This is a genomic window from Methanosphaerula palustris E1-9c, assembly GCF_000021965.1.
In the GTDB taxonomy this organism is placed as follows: domain Archaea; phylum Halobacteriota; class Methanomicrobia; order Methanomicrobiales; family Methanospirillaceae; genus Methanosphaerula; species Methanosphaerula palustris.
In genome coordinates this window covers 1,804,492-1,819,299 of sequence record NC_011832.1, presented here as the reverse complement: position 1 = coordinate 1,819,299, position 14,808 = coordinate 1,804,492, and the positions used below count along the sequence as shown (strand labels likewise).

Annotated in this window: 16 protein-coding genes and 1 tRNA gene; 10 read left to right on the top strand and 7 right to left on the bottom strand. The window is 55.4% G+C overall.

The window, feature by feature from the left end; all coding sequences use genetic code 11:
* Positions 1-54 precede the first annotated feature (54 nt).
* Positions 55-261 (top strand): histone family protein, encoded by a 207-nt coding sequence (locus tag MPAL_RS08700; protein WP_012618374.1) that lies wholly within the window; start codon positions 55-57, stop codon positions 259-261.
* A 58-nt stretch (positions 262-319) separates the two neighbouring features.
* On the opposite strand, the gene hisB is transcribed toward MPAL_RS08700, so the two are convergent.
* From hisB to MPAL_RS08670, 6 genes are all read right to left on the bottom strand, one after another.
* Positions 320-907 (bottom strand): imidazoleglycerol-phosphate dehydratase HisB, encoded by a 588-nt coding sequence (hisB, locus tag MPAL_RS08695; protein ID WP_012618373.1) that lies wholly within the window; start codon positions 905-907, stop codon positions 320-322.
* A complete protein-coding gene (gene hisA, locus MPAL_RS08690; RefSeq protein WP_012618372.1) occupies positions 904-1,614 on the bottom strand; it encodes a 1-(5-phosphoribosyl)-5-[(5-phosphoribosylamino)methylideneamino]imidazole-4-carboxamide isomerase in 711 nt (236 codons plus the stop codon). Before hisA ends, hisB begins: the two co-directional genes overlap by 4 nt.
* Positions 1,615-1,621: 7 nt before the next feature.
* On the bottom strand, positions 1,622-2,533 hold the full coding sequence (gene hisG, locus MPAL_RS08685) for an ATP phosphoribosyltransferase (RefSeq protein WP_048145287.1): 912 nt from the start codon (positions 2,531-2,533) through the stop codon (positions 1,622-1,624).
* A complete protein-coding gene (locus MPAL_RS08680; RefSeq protein WP_012618370.1) occupies positions 2,481-3,686 on the bottom strand; it encodes a methionine adenosyltransferase in 1,206 nt (401 codons plus the stop codon). Before MPAL_RS08680 ends, hisG begins: the two co-directional genes overlap by 53 nt.
* Before the next feature lie 101 nt (positions 3,687-3,787).
* Positions 3,788-4,585: a dihydroorotate dehydrogenase electron transfer subunit gene (locus MPAL_RS08675; RefSeq protein ID WP_012618369.1), complete on the bottom strand. Its 798-nt coding sequence runs from the start codon at positions 4,583-4,585 to the stop codon at positions 3,788-3,790.
* A complete protein-coding gene (locus tag MPAL_RS08670) occupies positions 4,578-5,465 on the bottom strand; it encodes a dihydroorotate dehydrogenase (protein ID WP_012618368.1) in 888 nt (295 codons plus the stop codon). The genes MPAL_RS08675 and MPAL_RS08670 overlap by 8 nt, the downstream gene beginning before the upstream one ends.
* A 122-nt stretch (positions 5,466-5,587) precedes the next feature.
* On the opposite strand from MPAL_RS08670, the gene MPAL_RS08665 reads away from it, so the two are divergent.
* The 3 genes from MPAL_RS08665 (at position 5,588) to MPAL_RS08655 (ending at position 8,983) form a co-directional block, all read left to right on the top strand.
* The gene (locus tag MPAL_RS08665; RefSeq protein ID WP_048145286.1) at positions 5,588-6,454 is read left to right on the top strand and encodes a malate dehydrogenase; all 867 of its coding nucleotides are present in this window, start codon (positions 5,588-5,590) and stop codon (positions 6,452-6,454) included.
* Between the two features lies 1 nt (position 6,455).
* On the top strand, positions 6,456-8,843 hold the full coding sequence (locus MPAL_RS08660) for a DNA-directed DNA polymerase (protein WP_012618366.1): 2,388 nt from the start codon (positions 6,456-6,458) through the stop codon (positions 8,841-8,843).
* A 55-nt stretch (positions 8,844-8,898) separates the two neighbouring features.
* Positions 8,899-8,983 (top strand) — tRNA-Ser (locus tag MPAL_RS08655).
* A gap of 146 nt (positions 8,984-9,129) precedes the next feature.
* Here the strand turns inward: MPAL_RS08655 and MPAL_RS08650 are convergent.
* Positions 9,130-10,365 carry a condensation domain-containing protein gene (locus MPAL_RS08650; protein ID WP_012618365.1) on the bottom strand — a complete coding sequence of 412 codons (1,236 nt, stop codon included), beginning with the start codon at positions 10,363-10,365 and terminating at the stop codon, positions 9,130-9,132.
* A gap of 428 nt (positions 10,366-10,793) precedes the next feature.
* On the opposite strand from MPAL_RS08650, the gene MPAL_RS08645 reads away from it, so the two are divergent.
* The 6 genes from MPAL_RS08645 to MPAL_RS08620 all read left to right on the top strand — a co-directional run bounded on the left by MPAL_RS08645 (position 10,794) and on the right by MPAL_RS08620 (position 14,793).
* Entirely contained in the window at positions 10,794-11,177 is a 384-nt protein-coding gene (locus MPAL_RS08645) for a hypothetical protein (protein WP_012618364.1), read from the top strand.
* 97 nt (positions 11,178-11,274) lie between these two features.
* Positions 11,275-11,505: a HypC/HybG/HupF family hydrogenase formation chaperone gene (locus MPAL_RS08640; protein ID WP_012618363.1), complete on the top strand. Its 231-nt coding sequence runs from the start codon at positions 11,275-11,277 to the stop codon at positions 11,503-11,505.
* A gap of 169 nt (positions 11,506-11,674) precedes the next feature.
* Positions 11,675-12,019: a hydrogenase maturation nickel metallochaperone HypA/HybF gene (locus tag MPAL_RS08635; RefSeq protein ID WP_012618362.1), complete on the top strand. Its 345-nt coding sequence runs from the start codon at positions 11,675-11,677 to the stop codon at positions 12,017-12,019.
* A complete protein-coding gene (hypE, locus tag MPAL_RS08630) occupies positions 12,016-13,011 on the top strand; it encodes a hydrogenase expression/formation protein HypE (protein ID WP_012618361.1) in 996 nt (331 codons plus the stop codon). The genes MPAL_RS08635 and hypE overlap by 4 nt, the downstream gene beginning before the upstream one ends.
* Positions 13,005-14,273 (top strand): dihydroorotase, encoded by a 1,269-nt coding sequence (gene pyrC / locus MPAL_RS08625; protein ID WP_012618360.1) that lies wholly within the window; start codon positions 13,005-13,007, stop codon positions 14,271-14,273. The genes hypE and pyrC overlap by 7 nt, the downstream gene beginning before the upstream one ends.
* A 199-nt stretch (positions 14,274-14,472) precedes the next feature.
* On the top strand, positions 14,473-14,793 hold the full coding sequence (locus MPAL_RS08620; protein ID WP_012618359.1) for a DUF167 domain-containing protein: 321 nt from the start codon (positions 14,473-14,475) through the stop codon (positions 14,791-14,793).
* Positions 14,794-14,808: the final 15 nt, after the last annotated feature.

The window sequence follows — 14,808 nt, the reverse complement described above, 5'->3', positions numbered from 1 at the left end:
CTCGAAAAGTTTAAATATTAATTGATTGATTTCTCTTTGAGGTTGAGAAGTATCATGGCAGATTTACCAATTGCAGCAGTTGTACGTATTGCTAAGAAGAGCGGTGCAGAACGTGTCGGTAGCGACGCAGCAGGCGCGATTGTTGCCAAGGCAGAGGCATACATTGCAAACCTGACCAAGGAAGCAAACAGGCTCGCTCAGCACGCAGGCAGGAAGACGATCAAGGAAGAGGATGTTGAACTCGCGGCAAAGTCCGCGTAAATCCAATTCCTCTTTTATATCACTCACACGATGGATAGTGAGCGTTGTTATTTGGTACTTAGAGGGTTCCTTTGGTGCTCGGGATCTGATTCGACTCGGGAATTATTGTGACGGCCTGGCCGAGTGCGATACCAAATGCTTTGAAGATCGCTTCAGCAGTATGATGGTCGTTCTGCCCAGAGAATCTGATGTGAGCAGTGATGCCGGCATGTATGCAGAGTGAGTAGAAGAAATGCTCGAAGAGCGATGTATCGATCCCGCCTACCGTGCTATTTCCAAAGGTTCCCTTGAAGACCAGGTATCCGCGTCCTCCACAGTCGAGCACCGCCTCGGCGAGTGCTTCGTCCATTGGAATGATCGCATAGCCGAACCTCTTGATCCCCCTGCCATCACCAAGTGCCTGTTGTAGTGCTGTCCCCAGCACAATTCCAATGTCCTCGATGGTATGATGGCTATCAACCTCTAGGTCACCCTTTGCAGTGATGTTGAGGTCGAATCCTCCATGCCTGCTCATCGCCTGTACCATATGATCAAAGAACGGGATGCCTGTGGAGATGGTGATCTGGTGAGGTTCGGTCCGATCAAGACCTATCTTCAGTACGATATCTGTCTCTGATGTTCTTCGTTCTACGATGCTCTCTCTCATTGAATCGCCTTCAGTGCCTCTTCAAGCGTAATCTTTCCGCTGTACAGTGCGGATCCGAGCACCGCCCCGGCAACCCCTGCCTGGTGCAGTCCCTGCAGGTCAGCGGGCGACGAGACGCCACCGGCAACGACCACTGGAATCGAGACCATCCTGATCAGTTCTTTGACCGGGTCCAGCCGGACCCCCTGCTGGAGTCCTTCGATATCAACATTGGTATACAGAAGTGACCCTGCACCCTGCTCCTCGAATCTGGTCGCCCAGGTACAGAAATTTCCCCTGGTCTGTTGCCAGCCTTCAACAGCAATCTGCCCGTCTCTGGCGTCGACGCCAGCCATAATCCGTGCACCCCCATACTCGCTCGCCAGCGTACCGAGCACCTCTGGGTGTTCTGTGGCCAGGGTCCCGATGATGATCCGGTCGACCCCGGTCTCGAGCCAGGCCGTTGCATCAGCAATCGACCTGATCCCGCCTCCGAGCTGGACCTCGACTCCGGTTACGTCAACCAGATCTCTGATCAGAGCGGCATTTGCCTGTGCTTTCCCAAAGGCACCATCGAGGTTGATCACATGAAGCGCTGTCGCTCCCTCTTCAAGCCATTGAGTGGCACAGGAGAGCGGATCACCAAAATCAGTGGCACTCTCCCGCCTTCCCTGCACCAGTTGAACACATCTGCCCCCGAGAATATCCACTGCAGGAAAAACCTTCATGGTCACCTCAGCGGATCATCCTCTCGATGGCCATCACTAGGATATCCCGTGCGCCGGCCTGTTTCAACTGGTTGATCAGCTGGTAGACACAGTGTTCGTCGACGACTGCATGGACGGCGACCAGGTCTTCTGATGAGGCGACCTCCATCACTGTAGGTCCGGAGAGCCCGGGCAGCGTCTTTTTAACGTCTGCCAGTGCTGAACGCTGTACATTCATCATCAGGTAGCACTGTCCACTGGCCCGGATGACACTCTCGAGGGCCAGGAGAACCTCGTTTATCTTGTCCGCTTTCTGCAGCCGGGCTGTCCGGTTTGCGATCACCTGCGTACTGGTGACGAGGATCTCTTCGAGGATCCGGAGGTTATTGGTCCTCATCGTGGTTCCGGAACTGGTCAGGTCCACGATTGCATCGGCGACCCCAAGATGCGGCGTCAGTTCGCAGGCTCCAGCGACGGGGACGATGGTGACTGCTATCCCCTGTTCTGCAAAAAAAGTCTCTGTTATGATTGGGAATTCGGTGGCGATCCGTGCTCCTTTCAGATCTCCGACCTGATGAAACGGGGAATCCTCCATCACCGCCAGCACAAGCCTGGCTTTTCCAAACTGAAGGTCCAGCATCTCGTCGACAGCTGCATTCCGCTCCCTGACCATATCATGTCCGGTGATGCCGATGTCCGCAGCCCCGTTTTCAACATAAGCCGGAATGTCGATCGGCCGGGCGAAGAGAATCTCGACCCCCGGATCGAGGGTCTTGACGATCAGCTTCCGCTCGCCGGATTCTCCCAAGTGGAGTCCGCTCTTCTCAAGCAGGTCCATGATGGGGACCGAGATTCGTCCCTTATTCGGGACAGCCAGTCTGACTAGATCAGAAGGTGTTGAGTTCGCCACGTATGACCTTCTCAGTGACACAGGTGACATCAGCAAGCTGTTCATCGATGATCCCTTCGATGTCGCGGCTGATCGATGTGAAGTCAGCCCCGCATGCGGGCAGCACCTGGGCGCTGGCCACCAGGGGGTGATCGATCGGCATTCCGATCTGAGAGAGCAGCCTGATATAGATCTCCTGGATCCCGTCAACCTTCTTCACGCACTCGCGGGCGATCTGGGTGGAGAGCAGGTTGTAGATCTTTCCGATATGGTTGATCGGATTCTTACCGCTGGTTGCTTCCATCGACATAGGACGATTAGGAGTGATCAGGCCATTGCACCGGTTCCCACGTCCGACAGAGCCGTCATCCCCCATCTCTGCAGAGGTCCCGGTCACGGTCAGGTAGACCGAGCCCCGTTCGATATCATCGGCGGTGTTGATCTGTATCTTAATTGAACGGGAGGTGTAGGTCTTCGCAACCTTCAGCACTGCTTCATTCAAAATTTCTTTCATCTCGATGTATTCAGAGAGTCCTGCGCAGTAACGGTCCACCATTGCGCAACCGATCGTGAGGGTGATCTCATCCTTCTGCCGAAGACCCATCACTTTCACATCTCGACCGATCATCGGATATTTTTTGCGGAGATCACCGTCGATATAGTCGCTGACCCCCTTCACGATATTTTCTGTCTCTGAGAAGGCGGCATGTCCGACTCCGAACGAGGTGTCATTGGCCCGCGGTAATTTACTGTCACAGGGGCGGAAGACATCGCGGAGGTCAGTTGACCCGACGCCGAGTCTGCAGTCCACAATGAGATCCCGTTCGAGGTTCAATTCACCTAGGGTCGAACCCAGGTATTTTCGTGCGGCCTCGATTGCGATCGCATCGGTTGGAAATGTGATCCCTTCGAACTCCTTGGTCGCCCTGCCATCGAGCAGCACGTAGATCGGCTTGATGATGCTGCCTCCACCATATTTTGGCTGCGACTCCCCGGCCACGATCTCACCCTGATCAGAATTGTGGTGGAGATAGGCGCCGCATTCCTCCATATATGCTTTGCAGAGGGCCTGACTGACCGACTCTGCGATTCCATCTGCAAGACTGTCCGGGTGCCCGATCCCCTTCCGCTCGACCAGCTCTATCTGCTGCTGTTCAAGGGGAATCTGATCCAGTGCCTCAACGCGTATGTTTCTGCTGCTCATTGAATCCCTCATCTTTTAAGTAATCCTAAAAATGACTGATAATTTTATAACTAATCTAATTTCGATCGAATCTGATTTAAACTATACGAAGGGGGTGTTTTTTACCTCCGACCGAGGTGAATACGCTGTCCGCTGGCATTCCTGCTGTAGTTCCCAAACTCGCTTTGAATCAGCCGTTCTCCGGAGAAGACCGGTCCTTCCCGACAGACGCAGATTCCCTCAGGATCGATGCAGCAGGACCCACAGACTCCTACCCCGCACTTCATGTACCGGTGCAGACTGAAATACGCCCGATCGAGCACCTGTAGGGCCGTGAGCCGGTCGAGAACCGCTTTCATCATCAATTCCGGTCCGCAGACACAGATCTGGTCATACGAGTCAAGATCCAGTCCATCGAAGAGGGCCGGCACAAATCCGTGATAGCCGGCAGAACCATCGTCAGTGGCTATACGGAGGTCTGTACACTGTTGAAGGGCCGTCCTAAATGGGAGTTCTTCAGTGGTTCGAGCGCCCAGCAGAAACGTTGTCACCCTGTTGGCCATGGCTATCGGAAACAGGGGCGCCGCCCCGATCCCCCCAGCCACAGCCAGAGTTCTTTCTGCTGTTGGGAATCCATTTCCGTATGGGCCGCGGATCCCGATCTGTTCTCCCCGACTCAGGGCAAAGAGAGCCTCCGTTGCATCTCCGACCTTCTGGACGGTGATCGAGTCGTTCGATGAGAGGGCCATTGGCACCTCATCCACCCCGGGTACCCAGACCATCACGAACTGGCCCGCCTCTGATGGGAATTTCCGGTCAAAGCGGAAGGTCTTCACGGAGGGAGTCTCCTGTATCGTTTCGGTGATGGTCACCGCTATACTGGGAGTGCAAATTTTTCTATGCGGATTCGGTTCAGACATGGGCACACCCCACAATGGTTGTCGGGTCTTCTCCATCGGGGGCATAGAGCTCCCGTTCTATCGATCTGAAGATCTGCTGGTCCGAGAGGACGGCACTGCCGATCTCGACGGCCGTAGCACCGGCCATCATCATCTCAAGGACATCCCTGGCCGAGGAGATCCCCCCGCACCCGATGATCGGGATGGAGCAGGCCTCGTAGAGTTCGTAGACGCATCTGACCGCGATAGGAAGGATTGCATTTCCGGAGAGGCCACCATATCCGTGCCCCAGCACAGGCCTGCGGAGTTCAGGGGAGATCCGCATCGCCTTCACCGTATTGATCGCAACCAGGGCCGTTGCTCCGCCTCTCTCTGCTGCTCTGCCGTAGATGGTGATGTCGGTTACATTCGGGGTCAATTTCACCCAGGTCGGGAGGTTGTAGGATGCGACTGCCCGGGTGCACTCTTCGACCAGTGACGGATCGCTGCCGAGGGCAGCTCCATACCCCTCTGCATGCGGACAACTCAGATTGAGTTCGAATCCACTGACCTTTCCGGCAAACCATCCTGCAACTGTCTTGAACTCTTCGGGTGAACCCCCGAAGATCGAGGCGATGACCGGTTCGCCGGCAACGGCACCCAGTTCCTCGGTGAATTCAGAAGAGGGGTTGGGAAGGCCCATCGCGTTCAATATTCCATCTTCAAGTACTGCCAGGCACGGTCCCGGATGCCCGGACATCGGAGATGGACCGATCGACTTGGTCACTACTCCGCCGGCACCTGACCGAAGTATCCGCCGAAGTGACGCACCTGTGGTGCCGAGGACTCCGGCAGCGAGGATCAGATGGTTGGTGAGGGCGACCCCTCCTGCCCTGACCGGGCCAGATCGTAGAACACACATTAGGAAGAAGATCACCGTTCAGGGGTAATTAATCTGTGTCTCCTGCTTTCTCCAGGTTCATTCAGATCTTCGCTCCATCCCGGTTACCAATATTTATTGTTTGTACACGCAAATACTGATACATGACAAGGCTCTGTGTGATGGGAGTCGGTAAGATCGGCGGCGAAGTGGCCTTTTTAGCATCAGTTCTCGGACTCGTCGACGAATTGATCCTGCATGACACCTCTGTTCCACTCCTTGAGGCGCAACGGTTGGACCTCCTCCACACAGGCCTTGATATCGAGGTCAGTACTGATTCGAGGGCCGCTGAGAGCGCAGACATCTGTCTTTTTGCTGCAGGTTCACCTCGGAATCCTTTGATAAAAACCCGGGCTGACCTTCTCTCTGCTAACCTTCCGGTGGCAGATGCGGCCATCCGGACGTTGAGCAGGTTTGATGGCATTCTGATCACGGTCACCAACCCGATGGATGTCAACAACTATTATCTCTGTAATAAGTCCGGAATCGATCGGCACCGGTGCATCGGGTTTGGCGGACAACTGGACAGTGCACGGTTCAATCTCGCGCTCTCCGAGCGGTGCCTATCTGGAGAGGGTTGGGTGTTTGGGGAGCATGGCGAACACCAGGTACCTGTCTTTGGCAGGATCAGTGAAGGTGTCCTGCCGGAGATGCGGGAGGAGATCCTGACAGAGTTGCGTGGATCGAGCATGGAGGTGATCAATGGGAAAGGAGGTACGGTCTTTGGGCCAGCCTATCATATCATAGATCTAATTCGCCAGATCCTGTGTGATAGCCGTCAGACCATCCCCTGCTCGGCAGTCCTTGACGGAGAGTACGGCCTCGATCGTTGCTCGCTTGGTGTGCCCGTTCAGATTGGAAAGGAGGGGATCAGGACGATCGAGGAGTGGCCCCTGGATGGTTGGGAGCAGCAGAAATTCGATGCAGCAGGGGCGTTTGTCCAGGGGCTCTGTCAAAATCTTGACCTCTGATGTGGATGGAGGTGTTACCTGCGATGGTCGCGATATTGCGATCATCCAGGTGGAATATAGCAATACTGCTGCCGGTCCTCTGATCCATATCTTTGGAAGGGATCAACAGAGGGGAGCGGTCCAGATAGTGGTGCACGGATTTCGGCCGTATTTCTATGCTCCTGTTGCTCAGGTCAACCAGATTCCGCTCCCGGTTGGAGTAGAGGCGGAGCAGGGGACTACCTACCCTTCGATTCGGGGTGAGCCGCTGATCCGACTCTATACCCGACGGCCCGGGGATGTGCGGGAGGTGAGGGGGGATTACCGCCACTTCGAAGCTGATATCCCCTTTGCGACCAGGTTTTTGATCGATGCGGACCTGAGAGACGGGGTCAGGGTTCCCTCCTGTGATGTCGACTTCTCTGAGATCAGTCCGGTCTCGATCGATGTGCCGGCCAGGGTATGTTTTCTGGATATCGAGTGTGAAGATGAGCGGGGATTCCCTGATCCACAACGAGATGCTGTGATCTGTATCACCTGCCACGACTCATACGATGATCACTATACGACCCTTCTTCTCCTGGCAGAAGGAACGACGGCGCCGGCAGACCCTGTTGATCCACAGCAGACACTGATCTGTTATCAAACAGAACAGGCCCTCTTCGAAGGGTTGATCGCCTATATCACCGAGAAGGATCCGGATATTATGAGCGGCTGGAACATCGTCGACTTTGATATTCCCTATCTCATGAACAGGATGGAGCACCTCACGATCACCCCGACCCGACTCTCCCGGTTGCCGGGGTACACCGAGCGCAATGCGCTGCGTGGCAGGGTGCTCTTCGACCTTCTCGCAGCCTATAAGAAGATGCATCCGTCCCGGCGTGAATCCTACCGGCTCGATGCCGTGGCTGAGAGTGAGCTTGGAGAGACCAAACTCCGGTACACCGGCACGATCAGTTCGCTCTGGAAGACCGACCCAGCCACGCTGGTCGCTTACAATCGCAAGGATGTCGTCCTCTGCACCGGGATCGATCAGAAGGATCATATCATCAGTTTCTACCGGGAGATCGCACGGTACGTCGGTTGCCCGCTCGATAAGACGGTCAATTCCTCGAATGTGATCGACATTTATATCCTTCGTAAGGCTTTTGGCAGGTTCATCCTCCCTTCGAAGGGGGCGGTGGTGGCCGAAGAGTTCGAGGGTGCCACCGTCTTTGATCCTTCCCGGGGGGTGCGCGAGAATGTGGTGGTCCTCGACCTGAAGTCCCTCTATCCAATGGCGATGATGACGATCAACGCCTCCCCTGAGACCAAGGATCCCGACGGGGAACTGCGGGCTCCCAATGGTATTCATTTCAGATCTGCTCCCGACGGATTGACCCGGTCGATCATCAGCGAGTTGCTTGTTGAACGAGACGAGAAGAAACGTCTTCGGAACACCTTTCCATTCGGGTCCGACGAGTACCTGCTCTACGATCTACAGCAGAACGCGCTGAAGGTGATCATGAATAGTTACTACGGTGTCAGCGGGTATGTCCGGTTCAGGCTCTATGATCGTGAGATCGGAGCTGCAGTCACCGCAGTCGGGCGGGCGATCATCGAGCACACCAGGCAGGTGATCGAGGGGATGGGGTACCGTGTCCTGTACGGCGATACCGATTCATGTATGATCCAGCTCCCTCCTGGTGATAAGGAGACGACGATCAGAAATGCACGCGCCATCGAGCAGAAACTGAACGAGAGTTACGGTCTCTTCTCGCGGACCGTCCTCAATGCTGAGAAGCACTACTTCTCGATCAAATTTGAAAAGATCTATCTGCGGTTCTTCCAGGCCGGGAAGAAGAAGCGGTATGCCGGCCATCTCGTCTGGAAGGAGGGGAAGGATGTCGACGAGATCGATATCGTCGGTTTCGAGATCAAGCGGAGTGATTCCCCCCAGATCACGAAGATCGTGCAACGACGCGTGATGGAGATGATCCTCTCTGGTGAAGAATACTCTGCGGTCAAATCCTATCTTGGCGATGTGATCAGGAGATACCGGGGCGGGAAGTTCCCCCTTGAAGAGATCGGGATCCCCGGGGGAATCGGAAAGCAGCTCGGCCAGTACGAGACCGATGATGCGCAAGTGAGGGGGGCTAAGTACTCGAACCGTTATCTGGGCACGGAGTATGGTAAGGGGTCAAAACCGAAGCGGGTCTACATCAAACAGGTGAAGGGCAAGTACCCGAAGACCGATGTGCTCTGTTTTGAGTATGCCGACCAGGTGCCATCCGAGTTTGTCATCGACTACGAAACCATGCTCGAAAAGACAATTAAACAGCCGATAACTCGCATCATCGAAGCACTTGGCTGGAACTGGGAGGATGTAGACCCGTCGAGGACGACGCTTGCACAGTTCGGTTTCTGAGCCATCAATCTTTCAAAGGCTTTTAATTGAAGAAGATCCAATAGCATGAGGTAAGGCCGAGGTAGTCTAGTCCGGGAAGGCGGTGGCCTTGAAAGCCACTGGTGCTTGGCACCTCGAGAGTTCAAATCTCTCCCTCGGCGTCTGTTTTGGTTAGATTTCTTATGGGTCTCAATAATGCTCATCCAGTTGTTAGACTGTTCCTACCTGATCTCATGGCGGATTCATCCGGCTGTCTTATCTTGAAATGGGGATTCGAACAGTTATCCATGGATACTCCGGCGTTGGGTCAACTTCCATCCACCAGTGATAGGAGATGTCGTCGAAAGAGATCCATCGCCCTGCGTGTCCCCTCCCTCGCCTGATCGCTGTTCTGGTACCCCATGGTGATCGTCATCCTCCCACGGAACGTACTGGTCATGAAACAGGTTGTGGGCATGTATCCCCCTGGATAACAGAGGTAAGCATCAGAGAGCCCTTCAACATCCGGGAGGTTAAACAGTCCGGGATTTGAGATGAAGATATCGGCCAGACCCATATTCTGCAGGGCGATCATCTCCTCCACCATCTGATCTATTCGCCTGCCTTCGGGATCGCAGATCGTGTCCATCTCAATCTGTTCGGCGATGCCGATACGTCCTGCCTTGAGAATTTTTGTCTCCTCAATGACACGAGGAAGGATCTCCTCTATCTCCTCTCCTGCCCTGCGCTCCATCATGAAGCAGACGTTATTGGCCTGATTGCTCATCACCCGGGATCCATCGTTTTGATGCTGGCGAAGGTTGACGGGGAAGAAGATGGCCATCGGTTCGCAGTGACCTGTGAGGTCGCTTATTGAGAGGTAATAGGCTGCCATCACCGCGTCATTGATGGTCCCCCCGAGTGTTCTGACGTGTGTGTGAACTCTCTCTAATTCTGAGGGGCTGACCCAATCCCTGTGATACGATGAGGGTTTACGGGAGGTGCCAAAGGGATCGGGCCACATGGGGTTGATCACCTTCATCTCGGATGGTGCAGGTTTTTCTTCTGGATCCAATTCACGGGTCCAGAGCGTGTCGCGTTCGGGGATCCCTCCTTCAGCGGGACTGATGCTGCCTGGTCTCTGATATTCCTGCAACAGTTGTGATGTGAGAATTTGAAGGCCGTATGCATCAGCTGCGGCATGAGCAAGGTTGATGACGATGATGTCGCCCTCTGTTCTTCTCAACAGACGTACACGGAACTGCAGCGACCCGTATGGATCAACTGGCCCGATGACCAGGTGATGATAGTTGCCGGCGCATTCTTCCACTTTCAGGGTGGGGATGCGGGCAGGTTCAATCATATTCCAGATTACCGTGCCTTTTCCCCGGACAAGCTGGCTGTGAAGAATTGGGTGAGCCCGGAGACATGCCTGCGCAGCCTCTTCCAGAGTGCAGGGGTCAAGTCTCCTGTCGAACTCGATAACCGCACAAAGAGTGGCATCGCCCATGAGTCTGACAGAATCGGTGAATAGATCGAGGTTCGAGGCCTCCCGGGTGTACATATCCAAATCAAGATGATCTGGATTTATAAATATCCATCATTTAGATACATGACTTTCCGGATTGCCGGGTGATCGAATATTCCCTTGCTTTCATGTTCTCACGACTGGTTCAAGCAGTCTGTCACTGATGGTGATATTCTTGATGGGGTGGGATGATCTTGCGCGATGGGTACTTTTTCTATGCAGGAGGGAAAGGCCATGCAATTATGCATTGCAATATATATCTCCTTTTTGCAAAGCGAACGAAATCTTACGTATTTTCAGTCTAATTCTCATATAAAGGACGTATGGAAGGTTTTTTACCCATGGAGAACAATATCAGTACTGTTGCATTCCAAAGTCATCGACTGGATTTGATGCCGATAATCGCTGTCATATCCTCTGCATGTGACCGGGAGCTACATACTACATCGTTGAGGTGGTAACGCATGGTATGGTTAAAGTGTATCAGGCCGAAGAAGGACAGCAGAGACGAGATCATTGAAGAGCCGATCTATGTCAACACCTGCGATATCTACACCTATCTGATCCGACATCAGGATGGGCGCTACTATCTGCTGTGTGGCAATATCGAACAGCCGGATTATCTGACTGTTGGAACGTTTAAGTCACAGCAAGAGGCGGAACGGTGCGTCACGACCATCCTGGACTGTTCTGATTGTGACCTGATCGACCCGGCCACCATGATGCTCGAACAGAATGATCGGACGTCAGAAGTAGTGAGTGAAGGGAATGGAGACCTGCCGGCCATGGGCCCTTCCGAGTCCCTTGCTGAGACATGCGTAGATACACTGACCGAACCGGTCTTTTGATATCAATAGAATTCTTTTTTCGCATTCTCTCTTTCGGAGAGATGTATCACTGCGTTTATTGTCTATGATCGACTAATGTATCGATGAAGGTTGGAACATGTGTGTTGCAGTGCCTGCTGAGGTTATTGAGATCAAGGATGGGAACATTGGTGTCGTTGATTATGGTGAACTTCAGCAGGAGGTCAGGCTGGACCTCGTCGATGTCAAGGTCGGAGAGTATGTGCTGGTCCACGTCGGTTTTGCGATCCAGCGGTTGAGCCGTGAGGAGGGGCTTGAGACCCTGGAGGTCTTCAGGCAGGTCTACGCGGCGATGGAAGAGAGCGACTGATCGTTCTGAGTGAAAAACTTCTGCCAACGTTTGGGAACGCTTTAGTGGAGCACCGGTCAAATACTACTGTGTGGATGGGAATACGCTCTGAAGGACCATATAGTCGGTCGTCAGGGTGCACCTGTCAGCAGTGATGTACCCCTGGTTTTGGGCAGAGAGGTCAGAGAAGATGCACGAATACAGCATTGCTTATGATATCTATGCGACTGCACGACGAGCAGCGCAGGAGAACAGCGCAACCTCGGTGACCACGATCCACGTCGATGTCGGAGAGATTGCCATGGTGAACCCGGAGCAGGTGGTCTATCTGTTCAAACTGATCATCGAAGACGATCCGCTCTTCTCCGGAACAGACCTGGTCTGCACAACGGTGAAACCGGTGATGACCTGTTCGTGCGGTAACTACTCTGGCGAGAATAAATTTGTCTGTCCGTCGTGTGGCGGACTTCCGCAGATCGTCAAAGGAAAAGAGATCGTGGTCAGCAATATTGAGATCGAAGTGAACGAATCATGAAAGTACAGATGATGCATGGCGCTGGCGGGGAGGTGATGGGAGAACTGTTGAAGGTGCTCTCCTGCGTCACCCACAATAATGCCGGAGGTATCGGTCTTGAGTCACTCGATGACGGTGCGGTCATCCCGATCGGGGGGACCAATATCGTCTTCACCACAGATTCGCATGTGGTCCATCCGATCTTCTTCCCGGGCGGGGACATTGGAAGGATCGCGGTATCTGGGACGATCAACGATCTGGCCATGATGGGCGGTCGTCCGATCGCCCTCTCCTGCGGGCTGATCCTTGAGGAGGGGTTCGATGTCGGGGATCTCGAGCAGATCATGCAGTCGATGAATACCGCACTCGGCGAGGCCGGTGCCTCGCTGGTTACCGGAGATACCAAGGTCGTCGAGAAGGGGGCGCTCGATGGGATTGCCATCAACACGGCCGGGATCGGTGTTGCCGAAACGGTGGTCCGCGACAACGGGTTGATGCCAGGGGACCGAATCATCGTCAGTGGTACGCTCGGGGATCATGGGCTTGCGATCCTGACCCATCGGGAAGGATTCGACCTTGGGGACCAGATTCGTTCTGATGTGGCTCCTATCTGGTCACTGGTGAAGGGGGCGATGGCGGCCGGCACGATCCATGCGATGAAGGACCCGACCCGCGGAGGGTTTGCGGCGGCCATCAACGAGATGGCCAGAAAAGCTGGCGTCGGCGTCAGACTTGAGGAGGTTGCGGTCCCGATCCGGGCCAGTGTGAGGAGTGCCGGCTCGCTGCTCGGCATTGACCCGCTCGAGGTCGCCAACGAAGGAAAGGTCGTGATGGGAGTTCCAGAAGAGGACGCAGAGAGCATACTCGCCGCGATCCGGCGCCATCCCCTCGGTAAGGACGCCGCGATCATCGGGAAGGTCGTCGAAGGATCGTCTGTGATCATGGAGACCTCGATCGGCGGCGAACGGTTTATCGAACCGCCGATGGGTGACCCGGTTCCGCGGGTATGCTAGATCTCCTCCTATTAAACCTGACCCTTCCGGACGGAAGGGTTGTCGACCTGCAGGTCCGGGACGGGATCGTCGTGCATGCAGGTGCCGGAGCTCCGGCTCATCAGACGCTCGATTGCAGGGGACTGCTCGTCCTCCCGGCCGCGATCGATATGCATGTTCATATGCGGGGCGGCACTCAGTCCGTCAAGGAGGACTGGACCACCGGTTCGCAGAGCGCACTGGCCGGCGGGGTGACGGTGGTGGTCGACCAGCCGAACACTGTCCCGCCGATCACCAACCGGGAACATTTCAAAGTCAGGGTCGCCGATGCCACCGCCCATTCGTACTGCGGGTTCGGGGTGAACGGGGCCGTGACCCGGGATGCGAGAATTGCGGACCTCTGGCAGGGCGGGGCGCTGGCGTTCGGCGAAGTCTTCATCGCTCCGTCCAGTTACGGGGAGGCCCTGACACTGGAGGTGCAGCAGCGCACCTTTGCTGAGATCCATCGGCTGGGGGGGCTCGTCACCGTTCATGCTGAGGAGGTCTCCGGTACCGCGCCGGTCGGGCTCCGCCAGCACAGTCTGCAGCGATCGCCGGCAGGGGAAGAGCGAGCTGTACAGGCCCTGCGGGCATCGTGCGCACCCGGTCAGCGGGTCCACTGCTGCCACATGAGCACGGCAGGATCGTTGGATGCAGCTCATCGGGCAGGGATGACGGCCGAGGTGACTCCCCATCACCTCCTTCTCTCCATCGAACGGTTCGCCGATACCGACACTCACGGGCGTGTGAACCCACCGCTCAGGTCGGAACGTCTCCAGAGAGAACTCTTTCTGGCCTGGGATCGGATCGACCTGATCGCTTCGGACCATGCGCCGCACACATTGAACGAGAAGGCGCAGGCCTTTACGAATGCCCCTTCCGGGCTGCCGGGCGTCGAGACGATGGTTCCGCTGTTGATGGCGCATGTCCTCACCAGCGAACTCTCTCTCGCTTCTGTCGTGCAGAAGACCGCTGTTGCACCGGCGAAAGTTCTGGGAATCCCACCGGCCGGGTTCTCACCCGGCGATCGTGCCGACTTTGCGCTCTATCCCCGTGAGGCGGTCCCTGTTGAGGCCGCCGACCTGCACAGCAGGTGTACCTGGACACCGTATCAAGGGATGTTGGCGGTCTTTCCTGAACGGGTAATCATGCGGGGAACGGTCGTCTATGACCATGGGGACTTCACAAGGATCGACCCCTGCTGGTACAGGGGGAGGGGTTATATGGAGAGACCACAGATATGATTCTGTGCCGATACAGCGCTTCCATAGGTCCCCGGGTGATCGAGTGGCAAGCGCCTAGAAGTGATCCATGGGACAACCCGGTTGCGCGACAGGCACCGCCCGGCATGAGGGATTTAAAACGGGGGAGGAACGGCGCAATGCCACCGATGACCCATGTTTGTTAATGTCGGGCGACAAACCTCCTTTGCAGGGCTCTTTTATGGCAGATCCTGCTGATGCATTGACCTCTACCAGAGAGGGGACCGTCCTGCTCCTCGATGTCAATTCTAAAGCGAAAGCCGACCGTTTTCCTGCAGGGTACAATGAGTGGCGGCATGCGATCGGCTGTTCCATCACCACACCGCCCGTCGAAGGGAAGGCTAACCGGGCTATCGTCGCGCTGCTCAGTAGAACGCTGACCATCCCCCAGTCCGGGATCAGTATCCTGAGCGGTGCCACCTCCTCGCAGAAGCGGGTGCTGATCCAGGGGATGACCTTCGAGCAGCTAGCTGGATTTCTCAGGGAACGCTGTCCACGATAACAACCCTCATCCCTC